The sequence below is a fragment of the Jejuia pallidilutea genome (genome assembly GCF_002973595.1).
Taxonomy (GTDB): Bacteria; Bacteroidota; Bacteroidia; order Flavobacteriales; family Flavobacteriaceae; genus Jejuia; species Jejuia pallidilutea.
On the sequence record NZ_PVEO01000004.1, the window covers coordinates 50,487 to 68,153 of the forward strand.

At 35.0% G+C, this 17,667-nt stretch carries 8 protein-coding genes; 5 read left to right on the forward strand and 3 right to left on the reverse strand.

The features are described from left to right. Positions 1–6 precede the first annotated feature (6 nt). Together CLV33_RS08045 and CLV33_RS08050 are read right to left on the reverse strand one after the other, a co-directional pair. Positions 7–2,328 carry an alpha-L-rhamnosidase-related protein gene (locus CLV33_RS08045; RefSeq protein ID WP_170063995.1) on the reverse strand — a complete coding sequence of 774 codons (2,322 nt, stop codon included), beginning with the start codon at positions 2,326–2,328 and terminating at the stop codon, positions 7–9. Positions 2,329–2,352: 24 nt separating this feature from the next. After that, positions 2,353–5,550 (reverse strand): glycoside hydrolase family 2 TIM barrel-domain containing protein, encoded by a 3,198-nt coding sequence (locus tag CLV33_RS08050; RefSeq protein ID WP_105473472.1) that lies wholly within the window; start codon positions 5,548–5,550, stop codon positions 2,353–2,355. Positions 5,551–5,970: 420 nt separating this feature from the next. On the opposite strand from CLV33_RS08050, the gene CLV33_RS08055 reads away from it, so the two are divergent. From CLV33_RS08055 to CLV33_RS08075, 5 genes are all read left to right on the forward strand, one after another. Next, positions 5,971–9,288: a SusC/RagA family TonB-linked outer membrane protein gene (locus CLV33_RS08055; RefSeq protein WP_105473473.1), complete on the forward strand. Its 3,318-nt coding sequence runs from the start codon at positions 5,971–5,973 to the stop codon at positions 9,286–9,288. Between the two features lie 11 nt (positions 9,289–9,299). Then, on the forward strand, positions 9,300–10,757 hold the full coding sequence (locus CLV33_RS08060; protein WP_105473474.1) for a RagB/SusD family nutrient uptake outer membrane protein: 1,458 nt from the start codon (positions 9,300–9,302) through the stop codon (positions 10,755–10,757). Positions 10,758–10,878: 121 nt separating this feature from the next. Next, positions 10,879–13,665, forward strand: a complete 2,787-nt coding sequence (locus CLV33_RS08065) for a family 78 glycoside hydrolase catalytic domain (RefSeq protein ID WP_105473475.1) — start codon at positions 10,879–10,881, stop codon at positions 13,663–13,665. A gap of 3 nt (positions 13,666–13,668) precedes the next feature. Then, positions 13,669–15,108 carry a sulfatase gene (locus CLV33_RS08070; RefSeq protein WP_105473476.1) on the forward strand — a complete coding sequence of 480 codons (1,440 nt, stop codon included), beginning with the start codon at positions 13,669–13,671 and terminating at the stop codon, positions 15,106–15,108. Between the two features lie 64 nt (positions 15,109–15,172). Beyond that, a complete protein-coding gene (locus CLV33_RS08075; RefSeq protein ID WP_105473477.1) occupies positions 15,173–16,588 on the forward strand; it encodes a sulfatase family protein in 1,416 nt (471 codons plus the stop codon). A gap of 7 nt (positions 16,589–16,595) precedes the next feature. On the opposite strand, the gene CLV33_RS08080 is transcribed toward CLV33_RS08075, so the two are convergent. Then, complete coding sequence (locus tag CLV33_RS08080) at positions 16,596–17,639, reverse strand: GntR family transcriptional regulator (protein WP_105473478.1); 1,044 nt, start codon at positions 17,637–17,639, stop codon at positions 16,596–16,598. Between the last annotated feature and the right edge of the window lie 28 nt (positions 17,640–17,667).

Here is a 17,667-nt window from a genome sequence, read left to right on the forward strand (position 1 = left end):
TGAAGTTTAGTTTGCTTTAATATGATTGTTTTTTGATGTAACTGTAACTATATGATGTTTATCTTCAGTATTGTAAGAGGCTTTTTTCCCATCTAAAACGATAGATTGATAGGTTGAAGGTATATAAACTTTGGCCTTTGTGTTTTCGGGAATTTTTAAGTTTATTACAAATTCGTTTTCAGCACGTATATCTACTTTAATAATGCCTTTAACAGAATGCACAGTAGCTTTTACATGTTTTAAAAACCCAATATTTGGTTTAATCTCGAAAGTTTCATAACCAGCGGATGTTGGGTAAATTCCTGCTACGTATTGCGAAAGTAAAGTAAGTCCGCCACCACTCCACGCGTGGTTTGTAGTACCACCGCCAAAGCCTTCTTTACCAATACCCCAACCTTCCCATAATGTTGTGTATTTTGTACTGTTTACCATTGTAGAAAAGCGTTCTTGCATGCGTTGTAGGGCTTCTTCAGCATATCCCATTTGGAACATGGCTTCTAGTACATATTTTTCCATATAAGGGCTAGCATGTTTTTCTTGTTTTAAAATTTTTAAAATAGATTGAAATTTAGCTTTGTCGGCCAATTTTGAAACTACTGCTAGACCTTGAGAGCGGTCATCTGTTTTTCCCTTATATTCAGGAGATCGATAAGCTTTACCATTCCAAAATTCAGTATTAAAAACTATTTTAAACTGTTCCATTTTGGCTTTAATAGCATTTGCCTTATCGGTATAGCCTAATAATTTAGACATGCGATGGAAACTATCTAGAGCCATATAGTATTGTGTGTTGAAAAGTAGGGGCATGTCTTTATTTTCACCCCAATCTCCCCATGTCCAGCCGCCTTTTCTAAGTACAACGGTACCTTTATCGTTTAATTTCCAAAGTGCGAGGTATTGTTCAACTCTATCATATACTTTTTCAAGAGTGGTTTTGTCTCCCGTATGCCAATAGTAGTTCCAAAAGCCATAAGTACTTATGCTAGAAAGCATTTGTGTAGGTAGTTCTTGGTGCCAGTTACCTGCAGGTATGGGCGAGTAAATGGTGCTATCGGCACGTTGCCAGTTCATAAGTTCTAATATGCCTTTTTTTGCTAGTTTGTGAGAACTTGGGGAAAGTGCATAAAATGCTTCACCGCTTTCTAAAACTTCATCACCCCACCATTGGGCTCTTTCTCTGTCTGGACAATCCATGTAATTGTCGCGCATGGTAACATACAAGGTTCTTAGTGATTTTTGCCACAACAGATTGTAAAAATCGTTATCACAATAAAAACTTCCAGTAAAATCAGTATCATAACCTGTTTCCCTGTATTTAAGGTCTAGTACTTTTATGCCTTTAGGAATATGGTATTGTACCGTGTCGCCATTCATCCAACCAAAACTTTCATAAGATTGTATGCCCTGTTTTGTAATATATTCTGCCCTTACGTTTGGAGTGCCACCGCCACGATAATTATCGGTTCGTATGTCTATGAGGGCTCCGTTTTCAGCATCTACACTGAAATAAGGTGTTATTTGGGCATTGTAGGGGAGTTTAACTTTTATGGTATCTCCAGTTGATGTAAATGGAAATTTTGGAGTATTTTCATAAGCTTTTAGTCCAGAATTTTTCCATTGAGGAATATTACGTTCTATTAACTTGCCCCAAGGAGAGCTACCAGCCTCACCTAATATTTTTGCTTTAGGTGTTTTTGTGTCGTTAAATTCCGTACTTATAAAACTAAAATCACCTTTTTGGGCATTAAATTTAACATTAGATTCAGGAAGTCTGTAATTTGGAAAAGGTGGTTTGGTTTCTTCAAAAGCAGAATTTATCCAAGCTTTCCAAGAAGCGTCAGAGAGAATCTCAAATTCGTTGTTTTGAACATCGAAAAGCAGTCCTGCTTGTTTACTGCTATTATGCGAGAAACCTTGTTTTCCAAAATACCATACTAGAATGGCAATGGTGTTTTTACCTTTTTTTAAATGTGCACTTATATCAATTTTATCATAATAAGTGTCATCTGGTGTTGGGCCACGTTTTAAGCCGCCTTCAAAAACTACCATATCGCCGTTAATCCATAGCCAGTATTTTGAGTCTACAGCAATTCTTGCTACAGTAGGCATTTCTGGTAGCGTGGTTATATAAACTTCTTTTCTAAAGTTAATCCATGTATTAACAGTGTCTTCTGCAACGTCACAACTAATCCATTTGGCTTTCCAATTAAAGTTTATATCATCTTGTTGTTCTAACTTATTTTCGTAAACAGTGTTATTTGAAGATTCGTGCTTACATGATGTGAAAAGCATTCCTGCTATGGTTAATATAAAAAAAAGATATTTCATTGCTACGTGCGATTGATACATATATTATTCAACAAGTTTTAATTTAAAGCTGTAACTGTAGGGCTTTGGTGAAATTTTAAACGCCTTATGAGGTGCAGCTTCAATATTCCACGTGTTGTCGCCACCAACACCCATTTGTTTGTAATCAATATTTAATGTTGAGGTGTCCTTAAAGGTTAGTTCTTCAATGCGGTTGGCATTTTCTAGTTGTTCTTGGCTAAAGGGCCATATACTAATATTTAAAGGTTTAACTCTGCTCTCAATTTTTAAACCCTTACCTGAAGTATCGCTAATTAATGCCCAAAAAACGTCGGTTTTATTACTGCTTTCTTGCGGTCTTACATAATATGTAAAATCGTCTTTAATTGAGTTAGTATAATTACCAAAAAAAGCACCTGTTTTTTTATCGGCGTAACTTTCTAATGGCCCCCTACCAAACCATTTAAATAGACTTAGTGTACTGGGGATTTCTAGCTGTAAACCAATTCTTGGTAGATATGGTAGGTTGGCAGATGGAGTAAACTTATACTCTACAGATATGTTGGCATTAGCATCTATGAGATAGTTTAAATGTATAAGTAACTCCTTGTTCTTTGTTTCAAAAGCTGTTGAAACAAGGATACCATCTTCTAAAGTCTTAGAATTAAAATTAACCAATTTTAATTGGTTGGAAACGTCTTTCCAGAACCCCTGTCTTTCTATTATTTTTGAAGCCAAATCGTTATCGGTGGGAGCCCTCCAAAAATTAGGTTTTGGAGGCGTTTTAATATAATTAATATTTTCAAATCCATATTGAATTAAATGACCTGAAGCTTTATTAAAAGCTATGGTGGCCTTATTTGCCTTTATAACTAGCCTATCCTTATTTTGAGAGATGTTAAAATTAGCTGGAAGTTTTTTACGTTTGGTCATAACAGGGTTGTAAGCCAATAAAAATTGTTCAGATGCTATTTCAAAACCTTTTTTTGCCCAAAGTTTATCATTTTTTAATGTAAAGCTTATTTTTAAATGATAGTGTATATTAGGTTTAAATTTAACCTTAGGTATATCTAATTCTAGTATATCTGTTTTTCCAGCTTCAATGTCAGGTGCTGTATCAAAACCAGACTTTATTACTGTTCCATTTTCGGTTATTTCCCAAGCTACATTTAAATTGTTTAGGTTTTTTCTAGAATATCTGTTTGTAACTGTAAATTTACCTTCCTTAATGTTGCTAATTTCAATACTGGCAGGTTGCCATATATATTTTGCTTGCTGCCCTCCTGACTTTATATGGCCATCGGCAGTAATTAGTCCTTTTTGTATGGGATTTAAGTCTGCTTGTGGCTGCCCAAAGTCTGCACCATGTTTCCACAGGATTTTAGCATCATCACTTTTTTTGGAGAGGAGTTGGTCGCGCCAGTCCCAAACAAAACCACCTACTAGCCTAGGGTATTTTCTTATGGCGGCCCAATAGCCTTCCATGTCGCCAGTAGAATTTCCCTGCGAGTGCGCGTATTCACACCATATTACAGGACGATTATCGTTCGGTTTGGTGGCCAAATCAATCATATCATCAGTTAAGCGATACATTCTACTTATAATATCAGTATAAATTCTATCATTTGGTTCGGGTTTTGGCCAATTATAGCCATAAATATTTTGCGCACCTTCTGAATGTATAGGTCGGGTAGGATCCATTTCTTTAATCCATGCAGAAAGTGCTGCATGATTTGGTCCAAACCCAGCTTCATTACCTAAAGACCAACTAATTATAGAGGGGTGATTTTTGTCGCGTTCTACCATTCTTATACCACGTTCTAAGAAGGTGGTATGCCATTCGGGAATATTACTTAACAAGGAGCCAACTCCGTGGCTTTCTATATTGGCTTCGTCCATGACATAAATACCGTACTCATTACAGAGTTCGTACCAATAGGGCGGATTAGGGTAGTGCGAGGATCTTGAGGCATTTACATTTAGTTGTTTCATTAATTGTGCGTCTCTTCGCATCGCTTCCTTGGTAACAGCCTTACCTGTTTGCGCATCCCAATCGTGGCGGTTAACACCATAGAGTAAAACAGGTATTCCATTAATTTTGAATTGCCCATCGCTAATATCAATTTCCCTAAAACCAATTTTGGTACTACGCGCTTCAATTAAATTTCCTTTATTGTCTTTTAAAGAAAAAACTATTGTATACAGATAGGGGGTTTCTGCAGACCATTTTTTGGGATTTAAGATGGTAGTCTCCATTAAATTTTTAAAGGGGCGATTACCCAATGGTGGATGGTATTCATTAAGTATTTCATCGATATTAATAGATAGTGGTTTTGGAAGAACAATTAAGTTGTTTTCATCGTAGAGTTGCGCTTCAAAAGTCCAATTTTTTGTGTTTGTAGTTGTATCGATGTTTATTTCGGGGCGTATTTGCAATTTAGCATGTTCGTAATTTTCATCTAAATCAGTTCTAACTTCAAAATCATAAATATGCACTTTAGGTACCGCTTCTACGTATACTTCACGCGTAATGCCACTCATGCGCCAATGGTCTTGGTCTTCTAGATAGCTACCGTCGCACCATTGCATAACCTTAAAAGCTACAATGTTTTTATTTGGTTTAAGGTAAGGTGTAATGTCAAATTCCGATGGTAATCTATTGTCTTCGCTATAGCCAACGTAAAACCCATTAACCCATACTGAAATGGCTGAAGATGCTGCTCCTATATGAAGAATTTGCTGCATGTTGTCCCAATCTTTTGGCAAAACAAAAACGGTTCTGTAGCATCCTGTGGGATTATAATGTTCTGGAACGTTAGGTAGGGAAACATTGTAGTTCTTAAAAATTTCTGGTGTTAAGCGTTGCCAAGGTTTACCATAGCCGTGGAGTTCCCAATTAGAGGGAACGGGAATAGTACCCCAGTCTTTATCATTAAAACTAGGTTTGTAGAAGTCTTTTGGTATTTTGCTAGGTGCTTCTGCCCAGTAAAATTTCCACATGCCATTCAAGGATTTTTTCCTAGGAGAAGCTTCTCTATTTGCTTTTATCGCTAAATCTACATTAGGGTAGGATATAGATGTAGCCCTTGCAGGTAGTTTGTTTTCGTTTACAATTGTAGGGGTTTGCCATGGAAAGGAGGCTTGGGTAAATAGGTTTTGCCAAGGAACAATAAAAAAGAAAAAAACACTTAGACTATAAAAGCAATAAAGCTTTGCTTTTTTTTGTAAAATATATCCAATCATACACTTATAGTATTTGATGCAATTTTACTTTAAAAGAATAGATTTTGCATCCTGTGCTATACTGTTTAAAAGAAGTATAATGTTTTTTTATTGTCGCTATGTAATAGAAATTAATAATTCACATACTTTAATATTTAATGAGGTTTTTAGACAGCTCCCAGATTGTTTTTTATACTTAATTAGATGATTTTGAATAATAAAAAAAGACAGAAACATCATTAAGGTTAAAATATGGAAGCGTAATAAGATTAGGTGCTGTAGTGGAATATGACGCAATACTAATAATGTGTTAACAGTATAGTACAGGATAGTTTTTGTTTAATGCTGCTTTAAATTTGTAATACTAACTAAAATAAGTGTTCGGTTATTTTAGGTCGAACTCTTTTTCTAATAAGACAACAATTTAAAACAAAATTTCTTATGATTAAACAATTCTACAAATCACTTAAAACAATTGGCTCTATTGGCTTTTTGTGGTGTATGCTGTTAGGTTACAGCCCTAGTCTTTTAGCAGAAAACCAACAGCGTTTAGTGAGCGGAACGGTTACAGATGAATCCGGAATGCCAATGGCGGGGGTTAACATTTTAATTGAAGGTACTAATAGAGGTACTCAAACTGATTTTGATGGAAAATACTCTATTGAAACAGTAAATGATACAAGCACATTGGTGTTTTCGTATGTTGGGTTTGTAACTCAAAAAATAGTTGTGAATAACCAAGACACAATTAACGTTTCATTGAAAGAAGATTTAGCAGCTTTGGATGAGGTAGTGGTAATTGGTTATGGTACCAGTAATAAAAGAGATCTCATAGGTTCGGTAACGCAGTTAAATTCCGAAGACATTGAAGATTTACCTGTTGCCTCTGTAGACCAAGCTTTAGTTGGGCAAACAGCAGGTATTCAATTCCGTCAAACAGGTAATCCTGCAGGTGGACCCCAAGTATTAATTAGAGGTATTAGCTCGTTGGGAAATAATGCGCCACTTTATGTTGTTGATGGTATTCCACTAACTAGTGTTTCTAATAGTGGCGATAACTTTTTGCTTAATAACATTAATCCTGCCGACATAGAAAGTATCTCTGTACTTAAAGATGCGGCCTCCAAAGCTATCTATGGTAATAGAGCTTCTAATGGTGTAATTATTATAAAAACAAAGCAAGGTAAAAAAGGTAAAACCCAGTTTAACGCCAATGTGTATTCGTCTATAGGATGGACACAAGACTTTGATAGACCGAATAATTTAAATGCTGTTGAAATGGCTATATTTCAAAAAGAACGTTTAGAAGATCGCTATCTTTTTAATGGAGCGTGGGGAGGTTTAGAGCAAGCACATTACACAAGAATTCAAGACTACATTGCTGCTGCTGAAAATGATCCTGCGTTAGCTAAAGGTACGGATTGGTTTGATGAAATTACAAGAACCTCAGTAACTACCGATTATTTTCTATCTGCCAGTGGCGGGTCAGACAATATTGTATTCAATATTTCAGGTGGCTTTAGAGATCAAGAAGGTGTAGTAATAGGGACAGATGTAAAAAGGTTAACCCTAAGGGCCAATGTTGAAGCAAACTTAACAGATTGGTTGCGTGCGGGAGTAAACATCGCACCGAGTTTTGTAACTAATAATAGTGCTGCTACAGAGCCAAATTCTGGAGGTTACAGTGCATACAATGCTGTGAATGCTAGTTATTGGGTAGACCCTACAGCTCCTGTGTATGATGAGTTTGGTAATCTAACACAGTCCACACACGGCGTATTGTCTAGGGTTAATTTTGCAGGAAATCCTGTTCCTTTTGGTTCTGGAATGTTCTGGACTGCTAACCCTGTGTTCAAAATTTTAGAGCGTGTACAGCAAAGTAAAACCAATACGTTTAACATGTCGGCCTTTTTAGAAGTGAGTCCGCTTAAAAACTTAAGTTTTAGGACTACTGCAAATGTAAATTACAGAAACAGAAGTACGTTTAACTACACGCCTAAAACTTTACCTTTAGACGGTTTAACGCCAGATATTACAGGTAGGCCAAATAGTGGGTCTAGTGCTAGTTCTGGAAATACTACTAATTTTATATTAGATAACCAGTTAACGTATATAAACACATTTAACGATGTGCATAATGTAGAGGCTACTTTTGTTGCATCATTAGAGCGACGAAAAGGAGATGGCTTAAACATTAGTGCGTCTAATTTTGTTGATGAAGATTTTATTTTCCCTTCGTTTGGTAACACAAGTACTGATAATATAAATAACTTTCAAGGTGCTTACAGTCTTGACGAAATAAACCGTTTAAGTTATTTGGGTAGAGCATCCTATAATTACGATTCTAAGTATTACCTATCTACTTCATACAGAAGAGATGCTTCATCTAAATTTAGTTCGCAATCACGTTGGGGCGATTTTTACGCTGTCTCAGCAGCTTGGAGAGTTTCAGAAGAAAAATTTTGGGAACCCCTAAAAAATGTGATATCTGATTTTAAAATTGAGAGTGGATATGGTATTACAGGTAACGATGCTGGTATAGGTAATTTTGCTTCCCAAGGTAATATTAACAGTACAAACTATATATTGGGTGGAGCCCAGGTACGTGGTTATGCTTTAGTTGCACTGCCTAATAATAATTTAACATGGGAAGAAAGTGAGGAATTAAACTTTGGGTTAGATATTGGTTTATTTAATATGTTTAATCTAGAAGTTGATTATTATGATATTACCTCAAAAGGTTTTTTAGGAAACACAACCATACCAACAGCAACAGGTTTAGGGGGTATTATAGATAATGTGGGAAGTATTCAAAATAAAGGTTGGGAATTTAACTTAACAACCAGAGATTTAATACCATCACAAGACTTTAGTTATAGTTTTAATGCCAATGCAACTATAAACAAGAATGAAGTCTTGGAATTATCTGGTGATGATGAGTTCTTTATAGGTCAAGCGGGTAACGGAACACGGTTTGCAGTTGTTAGGGAAGGCGATCCAGTAGGGCTTTTTAGAGGCTTTAAAATATTAGGGTTTTATTCTCAAGAAGATTTAGACAATCCTGATGTAGCCAAGTACCCTCAGGCAGTAGTAGGCTCTCCAAAGGTTTTTGATGGCAACGGCGATGGCGTAATTGAATTCAGTCAAGAAGATTATGTTGATTTGGGAGACCCTAACCAAGATTTAATATTTGGTATGAGACATAATTTTGCATACAAGAATTTTGATTTAAGTGTGCTGCTTAACGGTGCAATTGGCTTTGATATTTACGATCAACGTAGCCAGCAAATGCATAATTTGGACGGACAATTTAATGTAGATAGAGCTGTATTTGAAAACCGCTACCGCCCGGGTGTTCCAACAGATATTATAATTCCGGCAACAGGTAATTTACCTAATGGGGCAATAATAGAAGCACGAGAGGAAACACCATTAAATTCCATATCTGTTCCTACTACAAAACAAAATACTACTAGGTATTGGAGATCACCTAACTCTTACCACATAAAGGCAGCAGATTACCTCTGGATTAAGAACATTACTTTAGGTTATAATTTTGATAAAAATATTTTAGGAGAGAATGCCATGGTATCTAGAATGCGTTTGTATGCTAGTGCCCAAAACCCTTTTGTTTTCTCTAAATATAAACTGGGAAGTCCCGAAGTACAGAAAAACTCAGATAATTTAGTAAGAGGTGTTAACGAGGGCAGTTATCCTAATGCTGCTACATTTACTTTAGGTTTAAACATTACATTTTAAAAATAAATACTATGAAAATATTACATAAAATAAAATTTGTTGTTGTGGCACTCATTATCGTGAGTTGCGATGCTAATGAATTTCTGGATATACAGCCGGCTAATAGCAACACACCGCTTTCTTTTTACACTAGTGAAAAACAAATTACCGAGGGTGTAAATGCTATTTATAGCACAAATAGAACCATAAATAATGGTCAATGGAGGTTTGGAGAGTTTAGGTCAGATAATACTTCTTACCAACGTAATGAAGCAGATAGAGGTGGAACCCCTACCGAAGAGATCGATGAATTTACTATGAATTCTGATAATGGCAACATTTCAAGTTATTGGAACGCATGGTATGGCGGTATTTTAGACTGTAACCTTGTGTTGAATAACATTGATAATGTAGATTTTGATGATGAAGAGCTTATGAATTCTAGAAAGGGAGAAGCTTTATTTTTCAGATCTTATTTCTATCTTAATTTAGCACGTTCGTTTGGAGATATTCCCTTTCATAGATTGGTGGCTTCTAGTGTAGACGATGCATTTAGTGAGGTGTTTACATCAAGAATTCCAGTAAGTGAGGTATATGAAGAAATACTGGAAGACAACCAAGAGGCAATTAACTACCTACCTGCATCATGGCCAAACTCTGAAGTAGGTCGTGCTACTAAAGGTGCAGCACTTATGCTACAGGCAAAAATTTTGATGACTATACAGCGTTATGATGAAGCTATTCCTTACTTACGCCAAATGGAAGGCCTTGGGTACAGTATTCTAGGTAATTACGAAATGGTGTTTAACCCAAGCAACAAAAACCACGCAGAATCAGTATTCGAAATACAATTTGATTATGCGAGTGGACAAGCATCTAATTTCCTTGGTCAATTTGTGCCATTCACTAGCGGAAGAGATATTTTAATATTTAACCCTGCAAGTGGTAGAGCTGGTTTAAACCAACCCACGCAAGATATTATAGATCTTTACCCAGCAGACGATGCGCGTGCCGCAGTAAACATTGCATATAATAGAGGAGAGGCTTTTGTAAATAAATACAATTATGCGCCTTTGGCTCCAGGACAACAGGATGTTAATTTTCCTATGTTTAGATATGCCGATGCTAGATTAATGCTAGCAGAGTGTTTAGCGCAAACAGGCAGTTATCAAGCAGGTATAGATATTATAAACAATGAAATACGTCCTAGAACAGGGGTAGCAGCACCAGTTACAGCTACCAGTCAAGAAGATGCTTTAGAAAAAATTGCTGTAGAACGCAGATTAGAGTTGGCCTTTGAAAACCACCGTTGGTTCGATTTGTTAAGAACAGGTAAAGCTGTAGAAACCATGAAAGCACATGGTGAAGATCAAATGGCATTAAAACCACATCTTACAGATGGTTTAGAATACGAAAATATACGAACCCTGTTAGCTATACCTTTTAATCAAGTAGATCAATATGGGTATGCGCAAAATCCAGGTTGGTAAACTAATTGTTTGAGTTTTAGTTTTTGTTAAAGGTGTTTTTAAATATTATTTAAGAACACCTTTCTTATACTCAAGAATATTTAGGGTTGCAAATTATAAAAAATCAAAAAAAATCTTTAGAATGAATTACAGAATTATTCCCCTACTATTGATAACATGTGCAATAAGCTGCAAAACAGAATCATCAATAAAGATAAAAGATTTAACTGTAGAATATTTAAATAATCCTTTGGGTATAAATAGAACACATCCTTTACTGAGCTGGAAACTTTTTTCAGAAGAGAATGGGAAATCTCAGTCTGCTTATCGAGTTTTAATAGCTAGCAGTGAAGCACTTTTAGAAAAAAACGAAGGAGATATTTTTGATACTGGAAAAATTATAAGTACTAAAAGTGTTGGTAATAAGTTGCATTTTGAGGCAAATGAATCAAATACAATGTATTATTGGAAAGTGAAAGTTTGGGACGAAAACAATAATCCCTCATCATTCAGTAATACGCACTTTTGGAAAACAGGATTTTTAAAAGAAAGTGATTGGAAGGCTAAATGGATTTCAAATAAGTACAAGACAGTTACTGATAAGCGAGAACCGTTTACACGTTATGATAACTCAAGAGTTTTTGTTGCCGAAGATTCATCAGCTGTATATCTAAGAAAGGTATTTAAAACAAATGATTCTATAAAAACTGCTACGGTATATGTGTCTGGCTTAGGGTATTACGAGCTCTACCTTAACGGCAGAAAAGTTGGAGATCACGTTTTGGATCCTGTTTTCACAGATTATCAAAAAAACGTAAAATATTTGGCGTATAATGTTACCGAACTATTAAAACAAAATAACTTCAATACAGTATCAGCCATATTAGGTAATGGTTTTTACAATCATACTGAGCGCGACCTTTTTCAGATGGAAAAAGCGAATTGGAAAACACCTCCTAAATTACTTTGTGAAATTATTGTGGAATATGAAAGCGGAACAAAAGCGCATATTATCTCAGATGCTACTTGGAAATGGTCTTATGGCCCAATAATTTACAACAGTATTAGAGGTGGTGAAACTATAGATGCGCGTATTGATATTAATGGCTGGAACACCTCTAATTTTAAAGATAACGGTTGGCAAAGTGTTACAGAAGTGCCAGCACCTGTAGGTAAACTAACTTACCAGTATATGCCGCCTATGCGCGAAACAAAGTCTTTAAAGCCAGATAGTGTGTGGAATCCTAAAAAGGACATTACGGTGTTTGATTTTGGTGAAAATATAACGGGTTATGCAGATATAAGTGTAAAGGGTGAAGCAGGAAAAGTTGTTAATATTTATTTTAACGAGGTGTTGAATAAAGATGGTTCTTTAAATATAAAGCATAGTTCTGGCCATACTTTTGGACGTTTTCAACACGGTAAATTAATTTTAAGTGAAAAAGAAGTAGATGAATTTGCACCAAGGTTTACATATCATGGCTTTAGATATGTGCAAGTAGAGGGGGTTCCAAAAGATGCAATATTAAGTATTGAGGCAAAGTCTGTTCATACAGATTTAAAGGAAGTTGCCTCTTTTGAAAGTTCTAATCTGCGCCTTAATCAGTTGCATCAAGCTGTAAAACGAACATTACTCAACTCTATTCATAGTATGCCTGGTGAGGAGGCCACAAGAGAAAAAATGGGATGGACTTTTGACGGTGGTATGAATACTATGGAAACGTATTTTTACAACTTTAATGTTATTAATACTTATAAAAAATATCTTTCAGATTTAATAGAGGCTCAAGAATACAATGGCCATATTCCACCAATAGTACCCACTAACGGATGGGGATTTTTAGAAAAAGGTATAACTCAAAAAGATACTATTGTTCAGTATGACGACCCATGGTGGGGAGGTACTATTGCTTTTGTAGCAAAAGAGCTTTACGAGAATACTGGCGATACTGTAATTGTTAAAAATTCCTATATACCTATAAGAGAATATACTGATTTTGTTCTAGATACGGCAATTGATGATATTGTATACTGGTCTTTGGGCGATTGGCTAGATTTAGAGCATAATAAAGATGGATGGGGTCCTGGTCTAACATCTGTGGCACTTACCTCAACTGCTGGTCTTTATTACTTGTGTAATATTACATCGCAATTTGCAACTCTTTTAGGAAAAAATGAGGATGCAAGATTATATGCCGACCATTGTAGGAGAATAAAAAAAGTGTTCAACGAAAAGTTTCTTAATGAAAAAACGGGTTGGTATGATAAGAAGTCTCAAACAGGACAGGCTGTAGCTTTGTATTATAACCTTGCGACCAATGATATAAAAGAAAAGGTAGCCCAAAAGCTATTGGAGTCAATACAAAACAATAATTACCATACTTCGGTTGGATTTATTGGTGTACGTCCTTTAATTCAGTTTTTATCTAAAAACGGATACAAAGATGTTATGTTTAGGTTATTGATGCAAGAGAAAAGCCCTGGTTGGTTACATTTTGTTGAAGATGAAAGAAGCACCATGGGAGAAAACCTAAATGCCGAGGGGTATGGTACAAATCATCATCCTTTTGCTGCAAATATTGGTTATTGGTTATTTGAACATCTTAGCGGTTTTAAAACAGATTTTTCTAAAACTCCAACTATTATTTTAAAACCAGGTTTAGAAGTAGATGTTAAATGGGTAAAAACATCACATGAAACGCTTTATGGAACAGTAACGAATCATTGGGAAAAAAAAGCAGATAACGTGTCCTATAAAATTGAATTACCTACTAATGTAAATGCTGCATTAACCCTGCCAGAAGGCTTTTCCTTAACAAACTTAAAAGATTATGATGGGTTTATTTCCACTAATGAAAATATGAAGACATACATACTGTCTTCTGGAGAATATCACCTGAAATTGATAAAAGATAGTTTAAAACAATAGCTAATGAAAATTGTAAATGTCTTTGGTTTAACAATAGTGTTGGTAATCATGGTGCTGTTTTTAACCATGGTATATTCTAGCCATAAAAAAGAAAAACAACAAGAAGAATTACCTAATATTATCATGATTGTTACAGATGATTTAGGATGGCAAGATCTTGCCAATTATGGTAATAATTTTATAGAATCTCCCAATTTAACAAAACTGGGAGACGAGGGTATTAAATTTACAAATGCCTATGCTCCAGCACCACTGTGCAGTGCATCGAGGTCTGCTCTTATAACAGGACTTCACCCAATACGAACAGATATAACTGAGCATATTCATGGAAATCAGCCCGCGGGTCCTCATCAAAAATTATTAACTCCACCAATTGCACAACAATTAGGTTTAGAATACACAACCATTGCAGAAGCCTTGAAAACAAAAAACTACGCTACTGCATTTTTTGGAAAATGGCATTTAGGGGGTGGTAAGTTTGCACCTCACCATCGAGGTTTCGATGTAAATATTGCTGGAGGATGGAATGGGCTACCCAACAGTTTTTTTTACCCTTTTTTTAATAACGGACAAAAACCAGAACTACTTAATGTTTCCAGTGAAGGCGATTACTTAACAGATGTTTTAACAAACGAAGCCATAAAATTTATTGATAAGAAAAAAGATTCTACGTTTTTTATTAATCTTAATTATTATTCTCCACATGTTCCTATAGAAGGAAAAAAAGAACTAGTGCAAAAGTACAAGGAGAAAAGAGGAAAAGATAAAGATGGTACTATGCCAAATATTCATTACGCGGCTATGGTAGAGTCTATTGATCAGAATGTTGGGCGAATAATGAAAAAACTTGATGAACTTAAATTAACAGACAACACTCTTATTATTTTTACGTCAGATAATGGTGGGCTTCATGTACCAAGCCTACCTGCTTTCATAAAACATACACCGCCCACAAACAGTGGCCCCTTGAGAGAAGGAAAAGGCTATGTTTACGAAGGTGGTATTCGAGTGCCACTTATTATTAAATGGCCTATAAGAATTAAAGATAACCGAGAAGATTCTACGGTTGTGGTGGGGCAGGATTTTTTCAATACAATTATGGAGATAACAGGTCTTAAACAAACCTCAGACGGTATTAGTCTGCTTCCTCTTTTCCAAAGCAAATCCTTAAATGAGCGGGGAGTATTATGGCACTTGCCCCATTACAATCATCAAGGTAGCAAGCCTTCTACTGCATATCGTGAGGGTGATTGGAAAATTATTTATAATTATGAGAATGAGTTGTACGAACTTTATAATTTAAGAACAGATATATCTGAAAGTGATAATCTTGCAACAAAAAATGTTGATAAATTAAAGGCTCTAAAAGTTAAAATGAAATCTCGATTAGAAGAACTAAAGGCAAAATTTCCTAAACTAAACCCAGCCTACACGGAAAACTAAAACAAGATTTTCATGATGGTGAAAATATTCAATAAATAATTATTTGAATCAAAATACAGTACTAATGAATAATAAAACGGTTTTATCTGTAATTTTAGCATTCTTTCTTATTTCATGCACATTTAAAAAGGAAGACAAAAAACAAACAGTAACATCGGGAAATCGTCCAAACATTATATTTCTATTATGTGACGATTTGCGGTTCGACGCAGTAGGATATACGGGAAATTCAATTATTAGAACACCGCATATAGATCAATTGGCAGAACAAGGCATAACCTTTAATAATGCGTATGTAACTACTTCTATTTGTGCCGTAAGTCGAGCCAGTATTTTAAGTGGCCAGTACGCACGAAAGCATGGTATTTGGGGTTTTTCAAAAAATTTTTCAGAGGAGCAATTGGCTAACACCTATCCTATACTATTAAAAGAATCTGGATACACTATTGGTTTTATAGGTAAGTATGGCGTGGGACATGAAGTACCTGAAGATAAGTTTGATTTTTGGGAAGGCTTTAACGGGCAAGGTAGTTATAAGCAATTCGATGGAAATGGTAACCCTATTCACCTTACGGAAAAAATGGGCAATCAAGCTTTGGAGTTTTTAGATAAGCAGCTAAATAAAGATGCTCCATTTTGTCTTTCGGTGAGTTTTAAAGCACCTCATGTGGAGGGGGATCCAGGATATTTTTTGCCAGATGAGCAGTTTAACCACTTGTATAAAGATGATGATATACCAGTGCCAACTACTTCGTCTAAAGAGTTTTTTAGTCATTTCCCTGAAAGATTCACTAAAAATAATGTAGCAAGGAATAGATGGGAAAGTCGTTTTAAGACTCCAAAAATACAACAGGAAAATATTAAAAAATACTACCGTTTAATATCGGGCGTAGATAAAGTTGTGGGCCGCATCATGGATGCTTTAAGAGAAAGTGGTCAAGATGAAAATACGGTTATAATTTTTACCAGCGATAATGGGTTTTATCTTGGTGAATATGGTTTTGCAGGAAAATGGTATGGTAGCGATCCTTCTATTAGAGTGCCTTTAGTGATTACTGATTTACGTAATAAGTTAAATAAAAGCGCATCGAGAGATGAAATGGTCTTAAATATAGATATAGCACCCACAATCTTAGGTTTTGCAAATGTTAAAGCACCCAAACACATGCAGGGAAAGAACATACAAGCATTAATTGAAGAACCACAAATGCCATGGCGCAATTCTTTTTTTTATGAGCATTTGTGGCAATCTAGCGAAAGGTATTACATTCCCAGTACCGAAGGCGTGGTGTTTAAAGATAAAAAATATATGACCTATTTTAAGGATTTTGATAGTGAAAACATCGTTTTTGAAGAGTTGTACGATACAAACGTAGATATAAATGAAACTAATAATTTAATCAACAATCCAGAAAAAGACAGCTTAAAGAATCAGATGCAAATTATGTTAAATAAATTGAAAGTAGCAGCATTAAAATAGCAAACTATTAAAACGATTTTCGGTCTATAAACCTAAAAGGGTTTTTTACTTTAGCAATTTTGTTATTTAAAATCATATCAGCAGCAGTTTCTCCCATGGCTTTAAAATCGGTAGAAATAACAGTAATTCCAAAAAGCTCTTTTAATGGAGTATCATTATAGGATATAAGACCAATGTCTTTGCTAAGAACTAAATTTTTTTCCTTTATTTGTTTTAAAAGGTTAATCAGGTCAGATTCCTCTATTGTAATAAACAAGTCTTTCGGTTTTAATATCATATCGTCGTAAACCTCATTGTAAATGTCAAAATCCAAGTTATGCTCAACACAAAATTTTCTAAAACCGTGTAAGATTCTTTTTGGATATGGATAAACAGATTTTTCAGGAAACACCAAGATTATTTTTTCATACTTAGACATTTTCTTGAATGCCTTATTTAGTGCATCGTATATATCATTTTCAAAATCTTGATAAATACCTCGGTAGTTATCGCCTTCAGGTAATTTGTTATCCATTAACAAAAGTTTGTTAACAGGTACTTTACTTAAAGCTTTTGTAACTTTTTCTGTATAACTTAAATGTAGTAATTCATCGGTTTTAAAATGGGGCATAACTACATAATAATCGTAACTTCCAGCACCTTTTGCCCATAAATTAAGAAATAGGGACTCTTCACAATGGTATATTTTTAAATCTACGTAGGCATTAGTTCCAAGAGTATTCACAAACGCATTATAAATACGCATTTTATAATTACTCAATTTGTTAATCATAAACAGAACGTTTGTTTTAGAAAGTAATATAGTTCTATTTACGTAATACCCTTTTCCTTTTACGGAAACTATTACATTTTTATCCTTTAATATGGCATAGGCTTTTTCTACAGTGTCTCTAGAGAGGTAAAACTCCTCGCTAAAGTTATTTATAGAGGGTAGTCTTTCATCAATTTTAAGATATCCTGCTTGTATATTTTCAATAATGCCATCAACAATTTGTAAATATTTAGGTTTTCTGGAATCTGCATTAATTTCTATTTGTTCAAAGCTAAACATCTATTGTTATATTTTTATTATTTGATTG

Bases quoted from the DNA above. Each gene is read 5' to 3' on its own strand.
- CLV33_RS08045 (WP_170063995.1), bottom strand. From the start codon at position 2,328: ATGAAATATCTTTTTTTTATATTAACCATAGCAGGAATGCTTTTCACA.
- CLV33_RS08050 (WP_105473472.1), bottom strand. From the start codon at position 5,550: ATGATTGGATATATTTTACAAAAAAAAGCAAAGCTTTATTGCTTTTAT.
- CLV33_RS08055 (WP_105473473.1), top strand. From the start codon at position 5,971: ATGATTAAACAATTCTACAAATCACTTAAAACAATTGGCTCTATTGGC.
- CLV33_RS08060 (WP_105473474.1), top strand. From the start codon at position 9,300: ATGAAAATATTACATAAAATAAAATTTGTTGTTGTGGCACTCATTATC.
- CLV33_RS08065 (WP_105473475.1), top strand. From the start codon at position 10,879: ATGAATTACAGAATTATTCCCCTACTATTGATAACATGTGCAATAAGC.
- CLV33_RS08070 (WP_105473476.1), top strand. From the start codon at position 13,669: ATGAAAATTGTAAATGTCTTTGGTTTAACAATAGTGTTGGTAATCATG.
- CLV33_RS08075 (WP_105473477.1), top strand. From the start codon at position 15,173: ATGAATAATAAAACGGTTTTATCTGTAATTTTAGCATTCTTTCTTATT.
- CLV33_RS08080 (WP_105473478.1), bottom strand. From the start codon at position 17,639: ATGTTTAGCTTTGAACAAATAGAAATTAATGCAGATTCCAGAAAACCT.